Source organism: Flavobacterium sp. B330r, from assembly GCF_056824325.1.
Genome location: NZ_CP124860.1, coordinates 4,620,383 through 4,645,977, shown reverse-complemented (window position 1 = coordinate 4,645,977; position 25,595 = coordinate 4,620,383). Strand labels below are relative to the sequence as shown.

24 protein-coding genes are annotated in these 25,595 nt (G+C 32.1%); 9 read left to right on the top strand and 15 right to left on the bottom strand.

Features of this window, described 5'->3' with window-relative positions; translation table 11 throughout:
* Positions 1-387: 387 nt before the first annotated feature.
* From QLQ95_RS20650 to QLQ95_RS20605, 10 genes are all read right to left on the bottom strand, one after another.
* Positions 388-3,048: a DUF7619 domain-containing protein gene (locus tag QLQ95_RS20650; RefSeq protein ID WP_482501470.1), complete on the bottom strand. Its 2,661-nt coding sequence runs from the start codon at positions 3,046-3,048 to the stop codon at positions 388-390.
* Between the two features lie 119 nt (positions 3,049-3,167).
* Positions 3,168-3,596 (bottom strand): hypothetical protein, encoded by a 429-nt coding sequence (locus QLQ95_RS20645; protein WP_482501468.1) that lies wholly within the window; start codon positions 3,594-3,596, stop codon positions 3,168-3,170.
* A gap of 144 nt (positions 3,597-3,740) precedes the next feature.
* Positions 3,741-4,613 carry a succinate--CoA ligase subunit alpha gene (gene sucD, locus QLQ95_RS20640; protein ID WP_057118027.1) on the bottom strand — a complete coding sequence of 291 codons (873 nt, stop codon included), beginning with the start codon at positions 4,611-4,613 and terminating at the stop codon, positions 3,741-3,743.
* Between the two features lie 86 nt (positions 4,614-4,699).
* A complete protein-coding gene (locus QLQ95_RS20635) occupies positions 4,700-5,062 on the bottom strand; it encodes a nuclear transport factor 2 family protein (RefSeq protein WP_095929276.1) in 363 nt (120 codons plus the stop codon).
* Between the two features lie 2 nt (positions 5,063-5,064).
* Complete coding sequence (locus QLQ95_RS20630; RefSeq protein WP_095929275.1) at positions 5,065-5,994, bottom strand: UDP-3-O-(3-hydroxymyristoyl)glucosamine N-acyltransferase; 930 nt, start codon at positions 5,992-5,994, stop codon at positions 5,065-5,067.
* A gap of 121 nt (positions 5,995-6,115) precedes the next feature.
* Positions 6,116-6,682 (bottom strand): elongation factor P, encoded by a 567-nt coding sequence (gene efp, locus QLQ95_RS20625; protein ID WP_095929274.1) that lies wholly within the window; start codon positions 6,680-6,682, stop codon positions 6,116-6,118.
* A gap of 125 nt (positions 6,683-6,807) precedes the next feature.
* A complete protein-coding gene (gene lpxA, locus QLQ95_RS20620) occupies positions 6,808-7,593 on the bottom strand; it encodes an acyl-ACP--UDP-N-acetylglucosamine O-acyltransferase (RefSeq protein ID WP_091497682.1) in 786 nt (261 codons plus the stop codon).
* A 74-nt stretch (positions 7,594-7,667) separates the two neighbouring features.
* Positions 7,668-9,056, bottom strand: a complete 1,389-nt coding sequence (locus QLQ95_RS20615) for a bifunctional UDP-3-O-[3-hydroxymyristoyl] N-acetylglucosamine deacetylase/3-hydroxyacyl-ACP dehydratase (RefSeq protein ID WP_095929337.1) — start codon at positions 9,054-9,056, stop codon at positions 7,668-7,670.
* A complete protein-coding gene (gene lpxD, locus QLQ95_RS20610) occupies positions 9,049-10,092 on the bottom strand; it encodes a UDP-3-O-(3-hydroxymyristoyl)glucosamine N-acyltransferase (protein ID WP_482501465.1) in 1,044 nt (347 codons plus the stop codon). Before lpxD ends, QLQ95_RS20615 begins: the two co-directional genes overlap by 8 nt.
* Before the next feature lie 39 nt (positions 10,093-10,131).
* On the bottom strand, positions 10,132-11,361 hold the full coding sequence (locus QLQ95_RS20605) for an HD domain-containing protein (protein ID WP_095929272.1): 1,230 nt from the start codon (positions 11,359-11,361) through the stop codon (positions 10,132-10,134).
* 223 nt (positions 11,362-11,584) lie between these two features.
* Between QLQ95_RS20605 and porX the strand changes: the two genes are divergently transcribed.
* From porX to QLQ95_RS20585, 4 genes are all read left to right on the top strand, one after another.
* A complete protein-coding gene (gene porX / locus QLQ95_RS20600; RefSeq protein ID WP_095929271.1) occupies positions 11,585-13,138 on the top strand; it encodes a T9SS response regulator signal transducer PorX in 1,554 nt (517 codons plus the stop codon).
* Positions 13,139-13,242: 104 nt separating this feature from the next.
* Positions 13,243-13,650, top strand: coding sequence for a tRNA (adenosine(37)-N6)-threonylcarbamoyltransferase complex ATPase subunit type 1 TsaE (tsaE, locus tag QLQ95_RS20595; RefSeq protein ID WP_095929270.1), 408 nt, complete (start codon positions 13,243-13,245; stop codon positions 13,648-13,650).
* An 84-nt stretch (positions 13,651-13,734) separates the two neighbouring features.
* Positions 13,735-14,934 carry an alanine dehydrogenase gene (locus QLQ95_RS20590; RefSeq protein WP_095929269.1) on the top strand — a complete coding sequence of 400 codons (1,200 nt, stop codon included), beginning with the start codon at positions 13,735-13,737 and terminating at the stop codon, positions 14,932-14,934.
* A gap of 36 nt (positions 14,935-14,970) precedes the next feature.
* On the top strand, positions 14,971-15,345 hold the full coding sequence (locus QLQ95_RS20585) for a DUF4258 domain-containing protein (protein WP_095929268.1): 375 nt from the start codon (positions 14,971-14,973) through the stop codon (positions 15,343-15,345).
* Between the two features lie 143 nt (positions 15,346-15,488).
* Here QLQ95_RS20585 and QLQ95_RS20580 read toward each other — a convergent pair whose 3' ends face one another.
* Entirely contained in the window at positions 15,489-16,154 is a 666-nt protein-coding gene (locus QLQ95_RS20580) for a uracil-DNA glycosylase (protein WP_095929267.1), read from the bottom strand.
* A 163-nt stretch (positions 16,155-16,317) separates the two neighbouring features.
* On the opposite strand from QLQ95_RS20580, the gene QLQ95_RS20575 reads away from it, so the two are divergent.
* Both QLQ95_RS20575 and QLQ95_RS20570 read left to right on the top strand, forming a co-directional pair.
* Entirely contained in the window at positions 16,318-18,483 is a 2,166-nt protein-coding gene (locus QLQ95_RS20575; RefSeq protein ID WP_095929266.1) for an endonuclease MutS2, read from the top strand.
* A gap of 283 nt (positions 18,484-18,766) precedes the next feature.
* Positions 18,767-19,180 carry a thiol-disulfide oxidoreductase DCC family protein gene (locus tag QLQ95_RS20570; protein WP_095929265.1) on the top strand — a complete coding sequence of 138 codons (414 nt, stop codon included), beginning with the start codon at positions 18,767-18,769 and terminating at the stop codon, positions 19,178-19,180.
* Positions 19,181-19,322: 142 nt separating this feature from the next.
* Here the strand turns inward: QLQ95_RS20570 and ettA are convergent, their stop codons facing one another.
* From ettA to holA, 3 genes are all read right to left on the bottom strand, one after another.
* Complete coding sequence (ettA, locus tag QLQ95_RS20565; protein ID WP_095929264.1) at positions 19,323-21,014, bottom strand: energy-dependent translational throttle protein EttA; 1,692 nt, start codon at positions 21,012-21,014, stop codon at positions 19,323-19,325.
* Between the two features lie 49 nt (positions 21,015-21,063).
* Positions 21,064-21,246, bottom strand: coding sequence for a CAL67264 family membrane protein (locus QLQ95_RS20560; RefSeq protein ID WP_095929263.1), 183 nt, complete (start codon positions 21,244-21,246; stop codon positions 21,064-21,066).
* Positions 21,247-21,310: 64 nt separating this feature from the next.
* Positions 21,311-22,315: a DNA polymerase III subunit delta gene (gene holA / locus QLQ95_RS20555; protein WP_095929262.1), complete on the bottom strand. Its 1,005-nt coding sequence runs from the start codon at positions 22,313-22,315 to the stop codon at positions 21,311-21,313.
* A gap of 93 nt (positions 22,316-22,408) precedes the next feature.
* Here holA and QLQ95_RS20550 point away from each other — a divergent pair, with 93 nt between their 5' ends.
* The 3 genes from QLQ95_RS20550 to QLQ95_RS20540 are packed head-to-tail and all read left to right on the top strand — an operon-like array spanning position 22,409 to position 24,770.
* A complete protein-coding gene (locus QLQ95_RS20550) occupies positions 22,409-22,861 on the top strand; it encodes a type I restriction enzyme HsdR N-terminal domain-containing protein (RefSeq protein ID WP_095929261.1) in 453 nt (150 codons plus the stop codon).
* Between the two features lie 23 nt (positions 22,862-22,884).
* Positions 22,885-23,904, top strand: a complete 1,020-nt coding sequence (locus QLQ95_RS20545) for a glycosyltransferase family 2 protein (RefSeq protein ID WP_095929260.1) — start codon at positions 22,885-22,887, stop codon at positions 23,902-23,904.
* Positions 23,905-23,936: 32 nt separating this feature from the next.
* Positions 23,937-24,770: an OmpA/MotB family protein gene (locus QLQ95_RS20540; RefSeq protein ID WP_095929259.1), complete on the top strand. Its 834-nt coding sequence runs from the start codon at positions 23,937-23,939 to the stop codon at positions 24,768-24,770.
* 187 nt (positions 24,771-24,957) lie between these two features.
* On the opposite strand, the gene QLQ95_RS20535 is transcribed toward QLQ95_RS20540, so the two are convergent.
* Positions 24,958-25,578: an L-threonylcarbamoyladenylate synthase gene (locus tag QLQ95_RS20535; protein WP_095929258.1), complete on the bottom strand. Its 621-nt coding sequence runs from the start codon at positions 25,576-25,578 to the stop codon at positions 24,958-24,960.
* Positions 25,579-25,595 lie beyond the last annotated feature (17 nt).

Genomic DNA, 25,595 nt, shown 5'->3' with positions numbered 1-25,595 from the left:
TAAATAACAGATGACTTACAGGGATTAAATTGTATATTAAATTTTGATTTTTTTCTAGAATTAAAACTAACCTATAAAACGTTTAATTAACAAAAATTAAACAAGTATTTTGCATGCCAACTCATTCTAAGACCTACAAAACGAATCAAATTTTAACATTATTTTTTGTTTTTGTTTGATAAATATAGAAAAGCAAACAATCAAAACCCAATTTATTACAAAAAATAATAAACTTTTTCTAAAATCATCAGAATTTACCTTTTCTTTTTGATTAAACTTAAATTTACTATAATTTAAATTTTAATTAACTAAATCAAGCTCTGGCAAATTTTTAGCAAAAAAAAAGTCTCACACAGTAAGACTTTATAAAAAACCAAAATTTAAGTTTTAAATTTTAATAAATTTAGTCGTTGACTTTCCATTCATGGTTTTGATTTGAAGAACATACTGCCCAGATTGAAATTTCGAAACATCAATTTTTGAAATATTATGAGCATTCGGAATTACTTGAATTAATTGCCCTAATACATTGTAAACATAGATTGACTGTATTTCAATAGAATCTTTCGAGTCTATTTGTAGATAATTGCGAACTGGATTTGGGTAAATATTAAAAGAAGATGAAAGTTCAAAATCTTGTCTTCCCAAAGTTTTAAATGTTGAGGTTTCTTTATTTGTTAGAACCGGAAAATTATAATCAAAATAGATATTAGCTTCGTTTTCAAAAGAATCGCCCACATTTAAAGTTGGCAGAGTTTTAATTTTAAAAGCAATATAACCATCATTATTTGCATCATCAAAAGGAAGGTCTATTTTTTCGAAAATAAACTCGACTTTATTTCCATCAGAAATTTTGGTTGTATACGAATGACTTGCACTAGTAGGAACTAACGTCGAAACATCAAATTTCGAAGTATCAATTATATCCTTAATTACTACATTTTCAGCTTTGTAAGTTCCCGTATTTTCAAAACGAATTAGATAATGAACATATTCACCAATAAGTTCAGGTTTAATGACTTTTCCTTCTAAACAAGTTTTATCATTTGGATCATAAGAACCTACGACTGTTTCATTATACAAAAAAGTGTTATCTATAGGAAGTTCATCAGTTTCTGGAGAAATTATTGAAGCTGTATATGACAGAATATCTCCATTATTAATCGCAGGAGTTTCAATTGGAGAGTTGATCTTTAGATTTAAAACAATTTCTCTCGATTCAAATGGCTTCAAATTAGTAAAGTTCCATGAAATTTTATTTGATGTTGTGATTGAAACTGAAGGATTTGAATTTATTAAATCAATGACTGAATTATCAAAACCCAAATTGACAGTTCCGGATTGAGCAACATTTCCTTTATTTTTATAAATAATTTTATACTTTGCGATAAAACCAGGCCTTGACGGCCATAATGGTAATATCGTTACTTCTAAATCATAATGAACACCTACTGCCTCAATACAAAAATCTTGCACCTTCGGACTAGAAACTGTTGGGAAATCTGCCTTAATTTCTGTTGGCGAAATAGTAAAATAACTTGGATTTTCAAAAACTGGTATCACTTTATAATTTCCAGCTGGAACTTTTACGTGATATTTTCCAGTTTCATTACTGATAAAATTTCCAGATTTTACCCCATTATCAATTTTGAACTTTAAAAAAGAAGCTGGAATATCCAGAGCATCACAACCATTACTATTCAAATCATTCCGATTTGTTCCCTGAATTGAAAAACTCTCACCTCCGGGAGCAAATGTGCAATATGAATTCACATTATAATCTGTCACACCATCTTCCTTGAGGATGTTTTCAATATTTGTTATTTGATCATCATCAGCACAGATGTGGATTAATTTTGGATTTTGTGTAATTGTTACTTCGTTTTCTAAACTTCCGTTTTTTAAGTTTATGGTTTCTAAAAATGGATTCTGAGAAATAGCGATTCTCTTTAAAAAAGGTGAATGACCGAAATCCATTGATTTCATTAAAGTATTTGAAATCCAAGCCCTTTCCAAACTTACTAAATCATTAAAATTTAGAACTGAAATATTACAAAAATCAATATCTAGTGCTTCCAATTTTGTTAATTTTGATAAATCTAAACCGGTCAATTTATTATTAGAACATCGAAGATATACCAAATCTACAGCTTCCTTTAAATCTATTTTTTCAATATCATTTTCACCAAAATCTAATCTTCGTAATTTTTTTAAGCCACTCAAATCTAATCTAGTAGTTTCTGTTCCATAACAAATCAATACTAAAAGATTTGGAAATTTCGTCACATCGTAATTTGTAATTTTAGTGTTATGATAGGCTAAGGATTCCAACGATGAAAACGCTGTTATATCCAAACTTGTCATCGGATTATCTCCACAAGATAGGCTTCGAAGGTTTGTAAATCTAGCAATATCGAGATTAGAAATATTATTTTGTGAAAAACCTAACTCCAAAAACTGTTTAGAATCTTGACCTGATAAATCTAAACTAGTCAATGAATTAAAATCGCAAAGCAAAATACTTAAATTCTTCAAAGGTTTAACATCAAGGCTAGTCAATTGATTGTCTTGACAATTTAATTCAATAAGCTCAGTCAAATTTGATAAATCCAAATGTTTCAGCAAATTACTCGAACAATTTAATCCGCGTAAATTTAAACTTCCATTATAATTTATATTTTCAATTTTATTTATATTGCAGTTTGCAAACAAAAGATTAGGCATATCGCTAATATCTAAGTCTGAAATATTATTGATATAACAATTTAAATCTAGCAAATTATTAAAACTTTTAATTCCTACCAGAGATGCTATATCAGACTCAGAAACTGTCAAATAGTAAACATTAGATGCTTCAGACTGATCAATTTCACCATCACCATTCAAATCAATCTTAATATTTTTTTGATTTTTATCTTTAGCAATAGCATTTATGACATCGGCTTCTAGCAATTTTGCTTTAAAATTGGCATCTGGAATATTAATTATTTGCGCATTTAAAGAAGAAAAAAGACACAAAGCCAGCAATAGCAAGTAGTTCTTTATCATAGATTTAGTTTATTTTTGGTGTTTAAATATATAAAACCGAAAACTAAAAACCTATAGCTTAATAAAAAAAACCTTACTAATTAGTAAGGTTTTTTAATAATATTGAAATTGAAAGAAACTTAAAAAGCTACATTCCATCTTGGCAATTTACCATTTGCCTCTAAGAAATTTTGCAAAACTTGCCCTTCTACAGCAGTTGGAATCGATTTTACATCTCCAGCAAAAGTTTCGTACCAAACTACTTCTAATGCTTCAATGTTCTCTAGTTTCATTTGTGCTGGCCAAGAATATTTTCTTCCAGTTTTAGCAAATTGGTGTCCGTTTACGATTTTGTCGTAAAGTCCGCCATTTTTGCTTTTTAAAGTTCCGTCATTCTGAACAGTTCCTGTAGAACCAACCATGATCAATTCTTTTTCATCACCTTCAACAGCATAAACAACAAAGATTCCTGCACTACCTTCTGGCGCGTCGCAAGCTTCTTCTAAACTATCATTTACAGTAAAAACAAAACTGTTTGTTGACTTAAATTTTTCTAATTCTTTGTACATATTTCTTATTTAAGCTTCTAAGATACTGAGGTTCTAAGATGCTAAGTTTTTTTTTCATTTACGCCTCAGCCTTTAAAATGTAAAAAAGTCTCAACAGGATATTGAGACTTTTTTTTTGGAATTTTTTATTTTGAAACTTGAAAATTATCCAAGTACTTCTTTTACTTTTTTACCAATTTCAGCTGGTGAATCAACAACGTGAATTCCGTTGTCTCTCATAATTTGTTTTTTAGCTGCAGCTGTATCATCAGAACCTCCAACGATTGCACCTGCGTGCCCCATTGTTCTACCAGCAGGAGCAGTTTCTCCAGCGATAAATCCAATAACTGGTTTACGGTTACCATCAGCTTTTACCCATCTTGCAGCATCAGCTTCAAGTTGACCACCGATCTCTCCAATCATGATGATAGCTTCAGTTTCTGGATCGTTCATTAATAATTCAACAGCCTCTTTAGTTGTAGTTCCAATAATTGGATCTCCACCAATACCAATTGCTGTAGTGATTCCTAAACCTTGTTTTACAACTTGGTCAGCAGCTTCGTAAGTTAAAGTTCCTGATTTAGAAACGATACCAACTGTTCCTTTTTTGAAAACGAAACCTGGCATAATACCAACTTTAGCTTCACCTGGAGTAATTACACCTGGACAGTTTGGACCAATTAATCTTGAATTTCTTTCTTTAACATAATTATTTGCTTTAATCATATCTGCTACAGGAATTCCTTCTGTAATAGCAATAATTACTTTAATTCCAGCATCAGCAGCTTCCATAATTGCATCAGCAGCAAAAGCTGGCGGAACAAAAATGATAGAAGTATCAGCACCAGCTTGATCAACAGCATCTTTTACCGTATTAAAAACTGGACGATCTAAATGGCTAGTACCACCTTTTCCTGGAGTAACACCTCCAACAACATTAGTACCGTACTCAATCATTTGAGAAGCATGGAAAGTACCTTCGCTTCCTGTAAATCCCTGAACAATTATTTTGGAATCTTTATTAACTAAAACACTCATGATATATATTTTATGTAGTTTTTAAATTTGTGTTGCAAAAATAAGGTTTTGTAATGTATTTTGCCTCTTTTATTGTCAAAAAAATATTAAGAAAATTGACTCATTTGATAACCTCTATAAAGTTTATCATCTTTTATCTGCCAAATGGTTGCAAAATGCGCTAAAAGCATTTCTTCTCTCGGATTCTCGATTGTTTTTACAAAATGAGAGTAACGTACTGATACTAAATCATCTTCGGTAATAATATGGCTAATTCTAACTTTAGAGCGCACATAGGCACGGCTAAGTTCATTGGCCATTTCAACTATCGAATCATAATCCATTTGAATAAAACCTTTACTGCTGTTCCATTCAAGAATAACATCAGGATGCAGATAAGTTTTTAAAATTTCGCTATCAATTAAGGCATCTGACTTGTAAAATTTCTGAACAAATTCTTTAATAGACATAATTACTTCAATTTATTTAAAATTTCAGGAATCTTCTTAATATTGGCTAATTGTTTCAATTTTTCTCTAGACTCTTCAATTGGAGTGCCAAAATACGATTTTCCACCTTCAACTGACTTAGTTACACCTGTCTGCCCCATTACAACAGCTTTCGCACCAATTGTAATACCGCTAGTCGTTCCTACTTGTCCCCATAAGGTTACTTCATCTTCAATAATCACACAGCCTGCAATACCAGTCTGTGAAGCAATTAAACATTTCTTACCAATTACGGTATCATGTCCAACATGCACTTGATTGTCTAGTTTTGAACCAGCTCCAATTGTTGTATCTCCAGTAACACCTTTATCGATTGTACACAGAGCTCCAATACCAACATTATCTTCGATAACAACTCTTCCGCCAGAAATTAACTGATCAAAGCCTTCTGGACGTTTCTTATAGTAAAAAGCATCGGCTCCTAAAATAGTTCCCGCATGTATGATTACATTATCTCCAATTACAGTATGATCGTAAATAGAAACATTAGAATGTATTAGACAGTTTTTACCAATTTTCACATGGTTACCAACAAATGAATTTGGTTGAATTATAGTTCCCTCTCCTATTTCTGCAGATGCTGCAATAGCAACATTAGCAAACTGAAAGGGCTTAAAATGTCTGGTAAGAATATTAAAATCTCTAAAAGGGTCGTCTGAGATTAAAAGCGCTTTACCTTCTGGGCATTCTACTTCTTTGTTTATCAAAACAATGGTCGCAGCCGATTGTAAAGCTTTATCATAGTATTTTGGATGGTCCACAAAAACAATATCTCCAGGCTCTACAACGTGTATCTCGTTCATGCCTAAAACTTGAAAGTCTTTGTCTCCAATAAATTTGCAGTTAAGCAAATTGGCAATTTCTTGTAAAGAATGACTCTTTGGAAATTTCATATAGTATAATTAGAAAACTTGTAAATTAGAAAATGAGTCAATTAGAATGTGAATATACAAAATTATGTCGATTCACAGATTACCTAATTGACTCATTGTCAAATTATCTTAATTAAAGTAACTATTCTTTAACACGCTCCATGTAAGAACCTGAAGCTGTATCAATTTTAATTTTATCGCCTTCGTTAATAAACAAAGGAACATTTATGTTTGCTCCAGTTTCTACCGTAGCATTTTTTGTAGCATTTGTAGCAGTATTTCCTTTTACTCCTGGCTCAGCATAAGTAACTTCAAGAATTACAGATGCAGGCATATCTACTGATAATGGCAAATCTGTTTCTGTGTTAATTTGCACCATAACGTTTGTTCCTTCTTTCAACAAATCTGGAGCATCCAAAATGTTTTTGTTTAAAGAAATCTGCTCAAACGTTTCAGCATTCATAAAGTGAAATTCATCACCTTCTGGGTATAAATATTGAAATGTATGCGTTTCAACACGAATAACGTCAATTTTGTGACCTGCTGAGAAAGTATTGTCTAATACTTTACCAGAAGTTAAACTTTTCAATTTTGTTCTTACGAAAGCTGGACCTTTTCCAGGTTTTACGTGAAGAAATTCAATGATTTTATAGATATCGTGATTAAATTTAATGCACAATCCGTTTCTAATATCTGATGTAGATGCCATTTGTTTTTTTATTTTAGATTTTAGAATGTAGATTTTAGATTCTAGACAAAGAATCAATCTTCATTTTTTTTGTTATTTATTATCTGTCGTTTAGAAATCTAAAATCAGAAATCTAAACTCTAAAATTAATAGTTCCCTGAGTAACCTTTCATAATTCCTCGAGAAGAATTTCTAATAAAATCTAGAATTTCATCTCTTTCTGGAGTCGCTTCCATTTCAGCCTCAATAATACTTAAAGCTTGAGTGGTATTGTAATTCTTTTGGTATAAAATTCTGTAGATTTCCTGAATTTCTCTAATTTTTTCAGTAGTAAAACCTCTTCTTCTTAAACCAACAGAATTGATTCCCACATAAGACAACGGCTCTTTTGCCGCTTTTGTAAACGGAGGAACGTCTTTTCTAACTAATGATCCACCAGAAATCATGGCATGATCTCCAATATGGATAAACTGGTGAATTGCCGCTAAACCTCCAATAACAGCATGATTACCAACCACTACGTGTCCAGCTAATGCAACACCATTTACAATAATTGCATTATTTCCGATCTCACAATCGTGCGCTATGTGAGCATAAGCCATTACTAAACAATTATTACCAATTACAGTCTGACCAGAAGCAATTGTTCCTCTATTTATAGTTACACATTCTCTAATTGTACAATTATCACCGATAATAGCAAGAGAATCTTCACCTCCAAATTTTAAATCTTGTGGCACTGCAGAAATTACAGCTCCTGGAAAAATGTTACAGTTTTTTCCAATTCGAGCACCTTCCATAATGGTCACGTTTGAACCAATCCAAGTACCATCACCAATAACAACATTATTGTGAATTGTTGTAAATGGCTCTATTACAACGTTTTTAGCGATTTTCGCGCCTGGATGAACATATGCTAATGGTTGATTCATCTGTATGTTTTATATTTTTAATTAAAATATTCTAATTTGAAGCAACAAACCTAAACAATAAATTTGATAATTTATTATTGTTTTCTTGCTATTTGTGCCATTAATTCTGCCTCAGTAACTAATTTACCATTTGCGTAAGCGTTAGCCTGCATATGGCAAATTCCTCTTCTGATAGGAGAAATTAACTCACATTTAAAAATTAAAGTATCGCCTGGCAACACTTTATGCTTAAATTTAACATTGTCAATTTTCATGAAATATGTTAAGTAATTTTCAGGATCTGGAACAGTGCTTAATACTAAAATCCCACCTGTTTGTGCCATTGCTTCTACAATTAATACACCTGGCATAACTGGAGCTTCTGGGAAGTGACCAACGAAGAAATTCTCATTCATAGTAACATTTTTCAATCCTACTACGTGACGATCAGACATTTCAATAATTCTGTCGATCAACAAGAATGGTGGTCTGTGAGGTAGCATAGACATGATTTTATGAATATCCATCAATGGTTCTTGATGCAAATCATAAGTAGGAACATGATTTCTCTGCTCTATTTTGATAATTTTTGCTAATTTCTTTGCAAATTGAGTGTTTACAAAATGTCCTGGTTTATTAGCAATAATTTTTCCTTGAATACGAACTCCAATAAGAGACAAATCTCCAATTACATCAAGAAGTTTATGTCTTGCTGCTTCGTTTGGATAGTGTAAAGTCAAATTATCTAAAACGCCATTTGGTTTAACAGAAATCTCTTCTTTACCAAATGCTTTCTTTAAATTCTCCATTGTAGACTCAGAGATTTCTTTATCTACGTATACAATTGCATTGTTTAAATCTCCACCTTTAATAAGTCCGTGCTCTAACAAAGACTCTAATTCGTGCAAGAAGCTAAAAGTTCTAGAGCTTGCAATTTCAGATTTAAAATCTGTTAAACTTTTAAGAGTAGCATTTTGAGTACCTAAAACTTTCGTACCAAAATCTACCATAGTAGTAACCTGATATTCGTCGCTTGGCATAACAAGAATTTCGCTTCCTGTTGCTTCGTCTGTAAAAGAGATAACTTCTTTTACTACGTAAACATTACGTTGTGCGTCTTGTTCTTCGATTCCAGCTTTTTCAATAGCTTCAACAAAATATTTTGATGAACCATCCATAATTGGAAGTTCAGAGGCATTCAATTCAATAATAATATTATCCAAATCACAGCCAACCACTGCAGCCAAAACATGTTCTGGTGTTTGAATTTTTACACCAAGTTTCTCAAGATTTGTTCCTCTTTGAGTATTAACAACATAATTAGCATCAGCTTCAATTACTGGTTGACCTTGCAAATCTACTCTTACAAAAGTGAAACCATTATTAACGGGTGCAGGTTTAAAAGTCATTGTAACTTCTTTTCCAGTGTGTAAACCAACTCCTGTTAGCGAAATTTCATTTTTGATGGTCTTCTGTTTAACCATTATTTCCATTTTTTGGGTTTATTATTTGTTTCTTTAATTCTTCAACTTCAGCCACAATTTTAGGCAGATTCTTAAAATGAACGTACGATTTATTAAAATCTGTATATCCAAGAGACGGAGTTCCTTGTAGAACTTCATCATCTTTAATGTTTCTGGCTACACCCGATTGTGCTTGAAGCCTTACATTATTTCCTATTGTTAAATGACCTGCAATACCTACCTGCCCTCCAATCATACAATTCTCTCCAATTTTTGTAGAACCAGCAACACCACTTTGAGCGGCTATCACGGTATTTTTTCCAATTTCTACATTGTGAGCAATCATAATCTGATTGTCTAACTTAACTCCTTTTCTAATTATTGTAGAACCTAGAGTTGCTCTGTCTATTGTCGTGTTAGCGCCAATATCTACATTATCTTCAATAATAACGTTTCCAATTTGAGGCACTTTACTGTATTCACCGTTTTCATTTGGAGCAAAACCAAAACCATCAGCACCAATTATAACGCCAGAATGAATCGTGCAATTGTTTCCAATTACAGTTTCCGAATAGATTTTTGCACCAGCAAAAATGAATACGTTGTCACCAATAGTAACATTGTCACCAATAAAACTATTTGGATATATTTTCACATTATCACCTAAAACTACATTTTGTCCAATATAACCAAAACTTCCTAAATACAGATTTTCTCCATATTTGGTTCCCTCAGACATAAATGACTGTGGTTCGATTCCTGTTTTGTTTAATTTTACCTGATTATAAAAATGTAAAAGTTTAGAAAATGCCGCATAAGCATCTTCCACTTTAATTAGTGTAGTTGTAATTTCCTGTTCCGGAATAAAGCTATTATTAACAATTGTTACCGTCGCTTTTGTAGTGTATATGTAATTGTTATACTTTGGGTTAGCCAAAAAAGTAAGCGATCCTTCGTCTCCTTCTTCGATTTTAGAAAGCTTAGAAACTTCTGCATTGGGATTCCCAACAACTTCTCCTTCTAAAATTCCTGCTATTTGTTCTGCTGTAAATTTCATCGCGACAAAAATATAAAAAATAGGTTTTAAATGTTAATTTTATATAAGTTGTTTTGGAAAACAGATATAATATTTTGTCACCAATTTAGATAACGATTTCAAATTCAGCTGGTCAGAAGCTTCAACAACATCTTCAATTGTTTTATCTTTTTTCAAAATACGAATAGGTTCTGCTTCTTTACTGTATGCTTGGTTTTTTATTTTCCCTCTAAAAATAAAATATCCAGCATCTACTGCCGAAATTTGATGTGCTTCTGCAAACTCTTCTTTTAAAGACTGAGATTCTTCCATCGGAATTTTTTCTGCACTAAGCTTAATTTTCAACAAATCCCTGTTAATTATCATTTTGCTTAAAGTAGAAAGTATAAAATCATTATGTCTCTGCCAAGCTTTCAGCGCACTAATAATATCAAAATCATCTAATTGCGAAAACAAATCCAATTTCTCAGCATCAAAATCTTCTAGTGTAATTTTATTTTGCATGAAATACATCAAAGGCTCACTGCAAGGCAATTTAACTCCTTTCAAAGTCAGTTCTTTTGCTCTTTTCAGCACCTTCATTAAAATTAATTCGGCTACTAAACTGGTTTTGTGCAAATAAGCTTGCCAATACATTAATCTTCTAGAAAGTAAGAATTTCTCGACGGAATAAATTCCTTTTTCTTCAATTACCAAAACATCGTTTTCAACATTCATCATCTGAATCAATCGTTCAGAATTTACATTTCCTTCAGCTACACCTGTATAAAAACTATCTCGCTTTAAGTAATCCATTCGATCCATATCCAACTGACTTGAAATCAATTGCAACATGAATTTCCTATGATATTCTCCCTTAAAAACCTGAATTGCCAAACTTAATCTTCCATCAAACTCCTCATTCAACTGATTCATAAACAATAACGAAATAGCTTCGTGATGCACATCTTCTACAATACTTTTTTCCATAGCATGTGAAAATGGCCCGTGCCCAATATCGTGAAGCAAAATTGCTATTAAAAGCGCATTTTCTTCTTCTTCAGAAATCACAACATCCTTAAAACGAAGCGTATCAATTGCTTTCTTCATCAAATGCATACATCCTAATGCGTGATGAAAACGAGTATGATTTGCTCCCGGATACACCAAATACGATAATCCCATCTGAGAAATACGACGCAGACGCTGAAAGTAAGGGTGTTGAATTAAGTCGTAAACTAGTTCGTTCGGAATCGTAATGAAACCATATATAGGGTCGTTGAATATTTTTAATTTATTGATCTGAGTCACAGTCCAGTTATTTTTTTGGTCAACAAATATAAGTAAATAAGTATAAAGAGTTTGGTGTTTTTTATTTAAAAATCACACTTTAAATTACCATGATTATCAATAAAATACATTTAAAAATGTTAAAATTCAAAATAAAATCATGCTTCAACTTTGGTAATTTTATACTATTTTTAATACTTTTTAAGTTCTATAACTTTAAATTGCAGTAAAATTAAATTGATTTATGGATAAGATAAAAATACTTTGGGTCGACGATGAAATCGATCTTTTAAAGCCTCACATATTATTTCTCGAAAAAAAGAATTACGAAGTTACTACTTGCAATAACGGATTAGACGCGATTGCCTTGTTTGAAGAAGATAATTTTGATATTGTTTTTCTAGACGAAAACATGCCTGGAATGAGCGGATTGGAAACGCTTTCTGAAATGAAAGAAAAAAAATCAGCCATTCCGATGATTATGATCACCAAGAGTGAGGAAGAATATATAATGGAAGAAGCCATTGGTTCTAAAATTGCTGATTATTTGATTAAACCAGTAAATCCGAATCAGATTCTATTGAGTTTGAAGAAAAATTTGGATGATTCGAGATTAATTACAGAAAAAACAACTTTAGACTATCAGAAGGAATTCAGAAAAATTTCAATGGAGTTGGCAATGGTTAATTCTTATGAAGACTGGATTGAATTGTATAAAAAATTGCTTTTTTGGGAATTAAAACTAGAAGACATCAACGATACAGCGATGATCGAAATTTTAGAATCTCAAAAAGTAGAAGCCAATTCGCAATTCGGAAAATTCATTGAACGAAACTATGAAGATTGGTTTGCTCCAAAAGCAGATAAACCGATACAGTCCAACACCTTATTTAAAGAACTTGTTGTTCCTGAACTTAAAAAGAAAGACAAGCCGATTCTATTTGTGGTAATAGACAATCTAAGATACGATCAATGGAAATCTTTCGAATCTGTCATTTCAAATTATTACAAATTAGAAAAAGAAGTACCATACTACTCTATTCTTCCAACAGCTACGCAATATGCGCGAAATTCAATTTTCTCAGGTTTAATGCCTTTAGAAATGGAAAAACAGTTTCCTGAATATTGGAAAAATGATGTTGAAGATGGTGGAAAAAACCTTTACGAAGCAGAATTTTTATCGGCTCAATTAAAACGTTTGGGTTTAAACATTAAAGAAGATTATTTTAAAATCACCAATTATGCTGGCGGAAAAAAGTTAGCAGAAAACTTTAAAGCTTTAAAAGGAAATGATTTAGTAACGGTGGTTTACAATTTTGTGGATATGCTTTCGCACGCTAAAACCGAAATGGAAGTAGTAAAAGAATTAGCATCAGACGACAAAGCATATCGTTCTTTAACTCTAAGCTGGTTTAAAAATTCTCCATTACTTGAAATTATTCAGCAGGCACAGCTTTTAGGCTTCAAATTAATTTTAACCACAGATCACGGAACAATTAATGTAAAAAATCCGTCGAAAGTTGTGGGAGATAAAAATACAAGTCTAAATTTGCGTTATAAAACAGGACGTAGTTTAACCTACGAACAAAAAGATGTTTATGTTGTAAAAGAACCTAAAACCATTGGTTTACCTGCCATAAACATGAGTAGTTCTTTTATTTTTGCCAAAAATGATTTCTTTTTGGCATACGTTAACAACTATAATCATTATGTGAGTTATTACAAAAACACGTATCAGCATGGCGGAATTTCTTTAGAAGAAATGATTATTCCGTTCTTGGTATTTAATCCGAAATAAAAGTTTATCGCCACGAATTTCACAAATTGACACTAATTTTAATTGAAAAGAAAGAATTAATTCGTGAAAATTCGTGAAATTCGTGGCAAAAATCAACACATACAATGAACATCGTTTTTTCATTAGATCAAATTCAAGAAGTTGCAGAGCAGATTATCGCTTCAAATCCTAAAAAAATCATTCTTTTTAATGGCGAAATGGGAGTTGGAAAAACAACTTTAATCAAACAGTTATGCAAAAGTTTAGGTGTTAAAGACGCCACAAGCAGTCCTACTTTTTCTCTTGTAAATGAATATCAAACTTCTAATAACCAAACCGTTTATCATTTTGATTTCTACAGATTAAACAAAGAAACCGAAGCGCTAGATATGGGAGTTGATGATTATTTATACTCTGGAAATTGGTGTTTTATTGAATGGTCTGAAAAAATTGCGAGTCTCCTTCCTGAAGACACTTCAACAATAACAATTGAGTTATTAGCAGATGGAAAAAGGGAATTAAAATTAGCTTAATATTGATCCTTACTATTAGCACAATTTTTACACTAATTTTAAAACTTTTTACGTAATTTGTACCTTTAATTTTTTGCATTATCCATGTCAATCACATTAACTCCATTTACAAAACAACAATTAATACCGCAAGAAGAAAAACTTGAGGTAGGTCGTTTTAAAAGAGAACTTTTTATAGGAATTCCTAAAGAGACAAGTTATCAGGAACGCCGTATCTGCCTTACGCCAGATGCAGTCACTTCCTTAACTTATGAAGGTCATCGCGTTATGATCGAATCTGGAGCGGGAGAAAGTTCGAGTTATACAGATAAAGAATATGCAGATGCTGGTGCAGAAATCACAAAAGACACTAAAAGAGTTTTTGGCTGTCCTTTTCTATTAAAGGTAGAACCGCCAACTTTAGCAGAAATTGAAATGATTAATCCTGAAACAGTTATCATTTCTGCTATTCAGCTTAAAACTAAAAAGAAAGAATACTTCGAAGCGCTAGCGCAAAAAAAGATTACAGCTTTAGCTTTTGAATATATTAAAGATGAAGATGGCTCTTATCCTGCAGTAAAATCTTTAAGCGAAATTGCAGGAACAGCTTCAATCCTTATTGCAGCTGAGCTAATGATTACTAACGAATTTGGAAAAGGCCTTTTGTTTGGAAACATTACAGGCGTTCCTCCTACTGAAGTTGTTATTTTAGGAGCAGGAACAGTTGGCGAATTTGCCGCAAAAACTGCTATTGGACTTGGTGCAAACGTAAAAGTTTTTGATAATTCTATTACAAAACTACGTCGTCTTCAAAACAATTTAAATCAAAGAATTTTCACTTCGACTATTCAGCAAAAAGGCTTATTAAAAGCCTTAAGACGTTGTGATGTAGCTATTGGCGCCATGCGCGGAAAAGAAAGATGTCCGATTGTGGTGAATGAAACAATGGTTGAACACATGAAAAAAGGAGCTGTAATTGTTGATGTCAGCATCGATACTGGCGGTTGCTTTGAAACCTCAGAAGTTACAACTCACGAAAAACCTACATTTATAAAAAGTAACGTTTTACATTATTGTGTACCTAATATACCTTCACGTTATTCCAAAACGGCCTCATTATCAATAAGTAATATCCTAACCCCTTATCTGCATCAGATAGCTGAAGATGGTGGTATCGAAAGTGCAATTCGTTGCAACAAAGGTCTTAAAAACGGAATTTATCTGTATCATGGAATTTTAACCAATAAAGCAATTGGCGATTGGTTTGATTTACCTGATAACGATATTAATTTACTTGTATTCTAAAGGAACTTTAGTGTACCTTTGCAAAAAAATTATTTCATGAAGTTCGCATACCGTTTTGCATATTATCTGATTGGTCTCGTAATGGGATGTTTTATCGTATCAGGATTTTTTATTGGAAAAGATACTCGTTGTAATTATTTCCCAAATGCTCGAGTGTTAAATAATCTTAGAACAAAACCTTTTCAATATTCCCCAAAAGCCGTTCAGACTTTAAGTGAAAAATGGGTTGACACTGCAGATGTCAAAAATACATTAACTTATGGAGATGTAGATTTTGATCAAAGCAACGTTCCGTTCAATAAAGGAAAACTTTATATCATTGAAGGAAAAACAGTAAAAAATCAAGAGATTATTCTAAAAGTCGTGAATTACGAAAACAAAGCTGTTTTAGAAGAAATCGTAAAAAAATAACATAAAATCAAATCTTTTGTTTCTCGCAGATTCAAAAGATTTTTTTTTATAAAAGTATTTCTCGCAAAGTCACAAAGACACAAAGTTTTCACCTTTGCCCCTTTGTCACTCTGAAACTTTGTTACTTTGTTACTTTAAAAAAATCACCATTCAATCTCTTTCAATCCTTTTGATTTCAGAAAAGCATTTGTCTTACTGAAATGTTTGTTTCCGAACCAAAATCCCCTATTTGCACTTAATGGCGAAGGATGTCCCGATTTTAAAATATGATGTTTTGAAGCATCAATCAAAGCAGCTTTCTTTTGAGCGAAACCTCCCCAAAGCAAGAAAACAACATTTTCTTTTTCAGCAGAAATTTGCTTAATAACTGCATCTGTAAATTTTTCCCATCCTTTTCCCTGATGACTTCCTGCTTCAGATTGCCTTACCGTTAAAGTTGCATTTAACAGAAAAACACCTTGATCTGCCCAGCGTTCCAAATTACCTGTGTTAGGCATTGGTATATTGAAATCATCTTGAATTTCTTTGAATATATTTTGAAGTGATGGCGGAAAAGGAATTCCGTCATTTACAGAAAAACACAATCCATTGGCTTGATTTGGTCCATGATAAGGATCTTGTCCAATAATAACCACTTTTACTTCATCAAAATGACAATGATCAAAAGCTGAAAAAATCTGATTTCCTTTTGGATAACAAACTTTTGTTGCGTATTCAGATTTTACAAATTCGATTAAATCGTTGAAATATGGTTTTTCGAATTCTTCATTCAAAACTGGTTTCCAAGAAGAATGCATTTTTACGTCCATAATTTTTTTTATGCGAATTTCAGAAATAATTACTTAAAATCATATTTACTAAAAAGAAAAATATCAAAAATAGAAAGTCAAAAATTAAAATGACAATAAAGAAAAAAACTCATAATTCATTATTGTTTTCGTACTTTTGCCTCTACTTTCATAAAGAAATTAAATGATCAGTATTACAGAAAAAACATTACAAGACTTACAATTTCCAACTGTTTTGGAAACCATCTCAGATGGTTGCAACACCGATATTGGAAAAGAAAAGGCTTTACAAATAAAACCATTTAGAGACAAAGAAGAATTAATGCAATCGCTGATGCAAACATCAGAGTACGTATCTTCTTTTCAAAATAATAACGCAATTCCAAATCACGGATTTGACGCTATCACGCACGAAATTAAATTCTTAGCAATTGAGGATAGCTTTCTTGAAGTAGGAAGTTTTAGAAAAATCGCAAATCTTTCCGCAACAACAAATGTCTTACTGAATTTCTTGAAAAAATTCGATGACTATTATCCCAATTTAAATGCTAGAGCCTCAAGAGTAGAATTAACCAAAGACATTATTACTGCAATTGATGCAATTGTAGATAAATATGGCGAAATAAAAGACAATGCTTCTCCTGCTTTGGCTGGGATTAGACAAAACATGAACTTAGTTCGCGGAAAAGTGAATCAAAGTTTTGGTGTCGCTTTAACGCAGTACAACGGCTTGGGTTATCTAGACGATATTAAAGAAAGTTTTGTACAAAACCGTAGAGTTTTAGCGGTTTTAGCTATGTATCGTCGTAAAGTAAAAGGTTCAATTTTAGGGAGTTCCAAAACTGGAAGCATTGCTTATATCGAACCTGAAGCTACTTTGAAATATTCTCGCGAATTAGCAAACTTAGAATACGAAGAGAAAGAAGAAATTACAAGAATTTTAAAAAATCTATCAAATGTAATTCGTCCGTATCTTTCTTTATTAATTGAATATCAAGACTTTTTGAGCGACATTGATGTAGTTGCAGGAAAGGCAAAATATGCAAATCGAATAAACGGAATCTTACCAACAATTACAGAAGAAAGAAGATTATTCTTTAGAGAAGCGTATCATCCAATTTTATATCTTAACAATAAGCAGAAAAAAGAAGTTACGCATCCGCAGACCATTGAGTTAAAACAAGAAAATAGAATTATTGTAATTTCGGGACCAAATGCTGGAGGAAAAACCATTTCCTTAAAAACAGTTGGTTTATTGCAATTAATGCTCCAATCTGGAATCTTGATTCCGGTTCACGAAAGAAGCGAAACTTTCTTATTTGATAGAATTTTAACCGATATCGGAGACAATCAATCTATTGAAAATCACCTAAGTACTTATAGCTACCGATTAAAAAACATGAATTACTTTTTAAAGAAATGTAATAGCAAAACCATGTTTTTAATTGATGAATTTGGTACAGGTTCTGATCCTGAATTGGGTGGTGCTCTGGCTGAAATTTTCCTGGAAGAATTTTATCATCGTGAAGCGTTCGGAATTATCACAACACATTATTCCAATTTAAAAATTTTGGCAAACGAGCTACCATATGCTACAAATGCCAATATGATGTTTGACGAAAAATCTCTTGAACCAATGTACAAATTAGCTTTGGGTCAGGCAGGAAGTTCGTTTACATTTGAAGTTGCTCAAAAAAATGGAATTCCGTTTGGATTGATTAATCGTGCAAAAAAGAAAATTGAAGTCGGAAAAGTTCGTTTTGATAAAACAATTGCTACTCTACAGAAAGAGCGTTCGAAGTTGGAAAAAACTTCTTTGAATCTGAAAGAAGAAGAAACTCGTGCTCGAGAAGAAAGCAAAAAGATGGAAAACATCAATACGAGAATCCAACAAAAATTGGAAAGCTATCAGGAATTATATGACAGCAATCAAAAGATAATTTACATCGGACAAAAAATTGATGATATTGCTGAGAAGTATTTCAATAACAAAAACAAAAAAGAACTGATCGGTGAATTTTTGAAAATTGTTGAGATTGAAAATTCTAAACGTAAAAAAGCAACTCCGAAAGAAGTAAAAGCAAAAGTTGAAAAACAAAAAGAAATTATTGCTGAAGTACAGGTTAAAGTTGAGGAAATTCGAAAAGAGAAAAAAGAGAAGAAACTTAAACCCGTTATTGAAAAACCAAAACCAATTTTGAAAGTTGGTGATAGAGTAAGAATGCTTGACGGAAGATCTGTTGGAAGTATTGATTTAATCGAAAAAAATAAAGCAACAGTTAATTACGGAATTTTTACTTCGAAAGTAAGTTTAGATGAATTGGAATTGGTTGAAGCGGTCAAAAAGTAAAAATTTCAGTCTCGGTCGCAGTTTTCAGTCTTTAAAAACGGCTAAAAAACTGCAAAACCAAAATAAAACGATTTAAGAAACGTTTTTATAAAATACGATAAAATAGATGCTTTATTTTTTAAAATTCATCTTAAAGGATTTATTAAAGCCGTTTTTGATTTATAAAATTTATTAAAAACGACAATTCAATAAGCAGAATTAATAAGTACTAATTTAATTAATCCAAGTTCATTTTTATGTATATCAAAACGTGAAATGTAAAATTTGAAATAAACACAATAAAATGGAAAGCCTTCCAGAAAATAAAAAAATAGTTCTTTTTGACGGAGTTTGCAATCTGTGCAGTTCTGCTGTGCAATACATTATAAACCATGACAAAAAAGACATTTTTAGATTTGTTGCCTTGCAATCAGAATTGGGTATTTCCATTTGCAAACATCTCGGAATCAGTTTTTCTAAAATGGATAGTATTATTTTGTACGATCCAAAAACAGCGTATTTTTATAAGTCTTCGGCAGCAATTGAAATAGCTAAAAATTTTGGAGGTTTATGGAAGCTCATTTCAATTTTTAGAATTGTTCCCATTTTTATTAGCGACAGAATTTACGATTATGTTGCAAAAAATAGATACAATTGGTACGGCAAGAAAGAAAGCTGTATGATTCCGACTCCAGAGTTGAAATCTAAGTTTCTTTAAGAAATTCCAAAATTCTGAAATCCCAAGTTCCAATAGCAAAACTAACAACATACTTTATCTAAAACATATTCAATTCAAAATAAAAATCCCAAACTCCGGTAAATTTGGAATTTGGGATTTTTTATTTGAAATTTATCAGAAACTATCTGATCAATTTTCTGTATTTCAAACGTTTTGGAGTTAAATCACCACCAAGACGTTTCTTTTTGTTTTCTTCATAATCAGAGAAACTTCCTTCGAAGAAATAAACTTCAGAATCTCCTTCGAAAGCTAAAATGTGTGTACAAATTCTATCCAAGAACCATCTGTCGTGAGAAATAATTACAGCACAACCTGCAAAATTTTCTAAACCTTCTTCAAGAGCTCGAAGTGTATTTACGTCAAGGTCATTTGTTGGCTCATCCAGTAAAAGTACGTTTCCTTCTTCTTTCAAAGTCATTGCCAAGTGTAAACGGTTACGTTCTCCACCAGAAAGCATTGAAACTTTTTTGTTTTGCTCGCCACCACCAAAGTTAAAACGTGATAAATAAGCTCTTGAGTTCACTTGCTTTCCTCCCATCATAATCAATTCCTGACCATCAGCAAAGTTTTCCCAAATAGATTTGTTTGGATCAATATTAGAGTGCGACTGATCTACGTAAGCAATTTTTACAGTTTCACCAACAGAAAATTCACCACTATCCGTAGCTTGTTCTCCCATAATCATTTTGAAAATAGTCGATTTACCAGCACCGTTTGGTCCGATAATCCCAACAATACCAGCTTGTGGCAAAGTAAAGTTCAAATTATCATACAATAATTTTTCACCAAAAGCTTTAGCAACGTTTTTAGCTTCAATAACATTTGTACCTAAACGTGGACCGTTCGGGATATAAATTTCTAGATTTTCATCTAGTTGTTTTTGATCTTCATTTAATAATTTGTCGTAATTCTGTAAACGTGCTTTTTGTTTAGTCTGACGACCTTTAGCTCCTTGACGAACCCACTCCAACTCACGTTCTAAAGTTTTTCTACGTTTAGAAGCCACTTTTTCTTCTTGAGCCATACGGTTTGATTTTTGATCCAACCAAGAAGAATAATTTCCTTTCCATGGAATACCTTCTCCTCTATCTAACTCTAGAATCCATCCGGCAACATTATCCAAGAAATAACGGTCGTGCGTTACAGCAATTACAGTTCCTGAATATTGCGCTAAATGCTGCTCCAACCACAGAACTGACTCAGCATCAAGGTGGTTGGTTGGCTCATCTAATAACAATACATCTGGCTGTTGCAATAACAAACGGCATAAAGCTACACGACGACGCTCTCCTCCTGAAAGGTTTTTGATTGGTGTATCTCCTTCTGGAGTACGCAACGCATCCATTGCGATTTCTAATTTGGTATCGATTTCCCAAGCACCAAGAGCATCAATTTTGTCTTGTAATGCCGCTTGACGGTCCATCAATTTATCCATTTTATCCTGATCTTCGTAGTATTCTGGAAGACCAAATAAGTCATTGATTTGGTTGTACTCCTCTAAAACTGCCATTGTTTCTGCAGCTCCTTCACGTACAATTTCGATAACTGTCTTAGAATCATCAAGAATTGGTTCTTGCTCTAAATATCCTACTGTATATCCAGGTTGAAAAACTACATCTCCTTGGTAGTTTTTGTCAACTCCAGCAATAATCTTTAAAAGAGAAGATTTTCCAGAACCATTAAGTCCCAAAATACCAATCTTAGCACCATAAAAGAAACTAAGATAAATATTCTTAAGAACCGGTTTGTCTGCTCCCTGATAGGTTTTGCTCAATTTCTGCATTGAGAAAATTACTTTCTTATCGTCTGACATTTTTTATTTTTTTATTATAATTATTTACTTTTTTTTAAATCTCAAAATTCTAAACTCTGCCTTTCAAAGCATTGAATACCCAAGCATTAGCAAAAAATCCAACTCCAACAGCAGCAAATCCCCATCCTGAAACATCACTATATCTAAAGATTCCAAGAGCTATAAGCAACAACCCCATAAGTACCATTATCAAAGTTGCCCATCCTAAAATGGTGTTTTTATTCATTCCCATAATTGTGCAATTATTTTTAAGTAGTAAAATTTTTAGAAACGCAAATATCGTGAATTTTAATGGCTTAATTAAATATTTTATAGAGCATTTCTTTTAGCAAATCCGATTGTGGCAAAGCGTTGGCTCCCACACCTTTACTTTTAACATCAATATCACGTAAGGCTCCAACAATTTGACTCACCTTTCTCATTGGATAATTTTTTACTGCCAAATCATATTCTTTTAAGAAATACGGATTAACTCCAAGTGCCGAAGCGACATTTTTAGGGTTTTTATCTTTTAATCCGTGGTATTTTAAAAGCTGGACAAAGAATCCAAATACCAATCCAGTAGTCATAACTAAAGGATATTCTTTAGGGTTATGAGCAAAATTCTCTGCTATCTTATAAGCTTTCAATTGATTGCGTTCTCCGATTGCTTTTCTAAGTTCAAATACATTATAATCTTTACTAAAACCAATATTCTCTTCAATATGCTCTGCAGTAATCATCGTGCCTTGCGGTAAAATAATCTGTAGTTTTTCTAGCTCATTGTTGATTTTACTCAAATCTGTACCTAAAAATTCTACAAGCATGGCATTGGCTTTCGGATCAATTGTATATTTTTTCCCAGCCAAAACGCGTTTAATCCAGTCTCCTACTTGATTTTCGTATAATTTTTTACTTTCGTAAACAACACCTTTTTGTCCTAATAGCTTAGTAACTTTTTTACGTTTATCTAGTGTCTTATATTTATAGCAAAAAACTAAAACAGTTGTTTGCATTGGATTTTCTACATAAGACTCTATTTTATCAATTGTTCTGGATAAATCCTGCGCTTCTTTTACGATAACAACCTGACGTTCAGCCATCATAGGATAGCGCTTGGCCGTTGAAACAATATCATCAATTGATACATCTCTTCCGTATAAAACTGTCTGATTAAAACCTTTTTCTTCTTCAGCTAATACATTCTGTTCAATATATTCAGACAATTTATCTATATAATAAGGTTCTTCACCCATTAAAAAATAAATCGGTTTAATATCTCCGGCTTTAATTTCATTAACAATTTTTACTACTTCGTCCATTCAATCTTTTGTTTCAAGTTTCAGGTTTCAAATTCTGTTTCAAAACTTGAAACTTTAAATTTGAAACCTGAAACTATTTTATATTTTTGCTTTATGCTTAAACTTAATTTCCCAGCTTATACTTTCCGATTCAAAAATAGCGAAAATAAAGTGTCAATTTTTGATGAAATCAGGAAAAAATTTATAATTCTTACGCCAGAAGAATGGGTTCGCCAACACGTAGTTCATTTTTTAATGCATGAAAAAAAATATCCCAAATCACTTATTAATGTCGAGAAAGTTTTAACTGTCAACGGATTACGAAAACGATACGACGTTGTTGTATTTAACCCAGATGGTTCTATACACATACTAGTAGAGTGCAAGGCGCCAGAAGTTAGAATCTCTCAGGCAACTTTTGATCAAATTGCACGTTACAATATGACAATGCAGGCACGGTTTTTGAATGTTACGAACGGACTGAACCATTTTTATTGTCAAATGGATTTTGAAAACGAGAAATATGAGTTTTTAAAAAATCTGCCTGACTATAAAGAAAACCACTAACAAATAATAAAGACTAAGTACTTTTGGATAAAATAGCAGTTGTCATTTTAAATTGGAACGGAGTAAAATTGCTGGAGCAGTTTTTACCCTCTGTTATTCAGTTTTCAGAAGGAGCAGCAATTTACGTTGCTGACAATGATTCTACGGACAATTCTGTTGCGTATGTTACAGAACATTTCCCAACCGTAAAAATTGTAAAAAATTCAAGCAATTATGGTTTTGCAAAAGGTTATAATGACGCCTTAAAACATATTGATGCTGAAATATATGCATTAGTAAATTCAGATATTGAAGTCACAGAAAATTGGCTTCAACCCATTCTAGACATTTTCGAAAAAGAAAATCAAACTGCTATTATTCAGCCAAAAATTCTTGACTTTAAAAACAAGGAATATTTTGAATATGCAGGTGCTGCTGGTGGTTTTATCGATAAATACGGATTTCCTTTTTGCAGAGGAAGAATATTCGATACAATTGAAAAAGACAATGGGCAATACAATGATAATATAGAATTGTTCTGGGCTTCAGGCGCTTGTTTTTTTATTAGAAAGAACGTTTTTCATGAACTGGGAGGTTTTGATGAAAGCTTCTTCGCACATCAAGAAGAAATTGATTTATGCTGGCGAGCTTCAAATGAAGGGCATATTATAAAATACAATTACCAATCTGTTGTTTATCATGTTGGCGGCGCAACTTTACAACAAGGAAATCCTAAAAAAACGTATTTAAATTTTAGAAATTCATTACTAATGTTGGTTAAAAATCTGCCTTCAAAAGGATTATTTTTTGTGATTTTTTTCCGCATGGTATTAGATGGTATTGCCGGTATCCGTTTTCTTACACAAGGTAAATTCGGGCACACTTTTGCTATTTTAAAAGCCCATTTTTCATTTTATTGCTTATCTTTAAAATATCTTAAAAAACGAAAAGATTTTCAAATACAGCAATACTATTCGGTGAAAAGCATCGTTTTCCTTTATTATATCAAGAAATTGACCTTATTTAAAGAAATCTTTAACAGTATTCAAAATATTAAAAACTAAATTTGTAATCAAGTCTAATTAAAATTAAATTTATGAGAAAAATAGTTATCGCACTATCAGTATTAATGGCCCTAACATCTTGTGTTTCTAAAAAGAAATATGCAGAGTTAGAAGCTAAAAACAAAGAGACTCAAGATTTGTTAAACTCTTGTACTGTAAAATTAAACACGTGCTTAGAAGAAAAAGCTGGATTGGCTGCTACAGCTGAAAGCTACAAACAACATAATCAAGATTTAATCAACAGCTCTAAAGATTTAACTATCTTAACTACTAAAGGTGCTGAAAACCTTGAAAAATCTCTTGAAAGTTTAAAAGAAAAAGATTTGAAAATCTCTAGACTTCAAGATGCTTTAACTAAAAAAGACAGTGTTACTTTAGCATTAGTTACAAGCTTGAAAGGTGCAGTTGGAATCAATGATCCAGACATCGAAATCAATGTTGAAAAAGGAGTTGTATTTATCTCTATCGCTGATAAATTATTATTCAAAAGCGGAAGCTATGACGTAAGTGACAAAGCTAAATCTGTTTTAGCAAAAGTTGCTAAAGTTGTAAACGATAAACCAGATTTCGAATGTATGGTTGAAGGACACACTGATGACGTTCCTTACAAAAGCAACGGAATTATCTTAGACAACTGGGATTTGAGTGTTAAACGTTCTACTTCAATCGTTCGTGTATTAACAAACGATCTTGGTGTTAACCCAGCTAAATTAATTGCTGCAGGTAGAAGTTCTTATGTACCATTAGTTGCAAACGATTCTGCTGAAAACAAAGCTCGTAACAGAAGAACTCGTATTGTTGTTATGCCAAAAATCGATCAATTCTATGATATGATTGAAAAAGAAATGAAGAAACAACAAAAATAATTAGAGTTTCACATACTTTATAATACAGAAAAAGCAGGTCTAATGACCTGCTTTTATGTATCCTTAATTTTTTTAATAACCAATTAAATATAAATCAAGAATAGCATTATTTTTAAGTAACTAACTAAATTTTAACATAATAAAGTTACTCATAATTTCTCTACTTTTATACTTTTAGTGTATTTTTTTACAAAATATCAATATCTCCCTTACCTTCCCTTACGATAACTGGCTCATGTTCAGAAAGATCAATAATTGTAGAACCTACATTATCTCCATAGCCTCCATCGATTACAAGATCTACAATATTCTGCCATTTTTCAAAAATTAATTCTGGATCAGTAGTATATTCTATTACATCATCTTCATCTCGAATAGAAGTTGAAACAACCGGATTTCCTAACTGGCGAACAATCTCTAATATGATATTATTATCAGGTACACGAATACCAACTGTAGTTTTCTTTTTAAACTCTTTTGGCAAACTATTATTTCCAGGTAAAATAAAAGTATATGGTCCCGGCAAGGCTCTCTTTAAAATCTTAAACGTTGACGTATTAATCTGCCTTACATAATCTGATAAATTACTCAAATCGTGGCAAATAAATGAAAAGTTCGCCTTCTCTAATTTTACGCCTTTTATTCTAGCAATTTTTTCCAACGCTCTCGAATTGGTAATATCACAACCTAAACCATAAACAGTATCAGTTGGATAAATTACCAAACCGCCATTCTGAAGCACTTTTACCACTTTTGCAATAGCAGCTTCACTAGGTTTATCTGGGTATATTTTAATAAATTCGGCCATTTTGTTTTTTGTTAGTT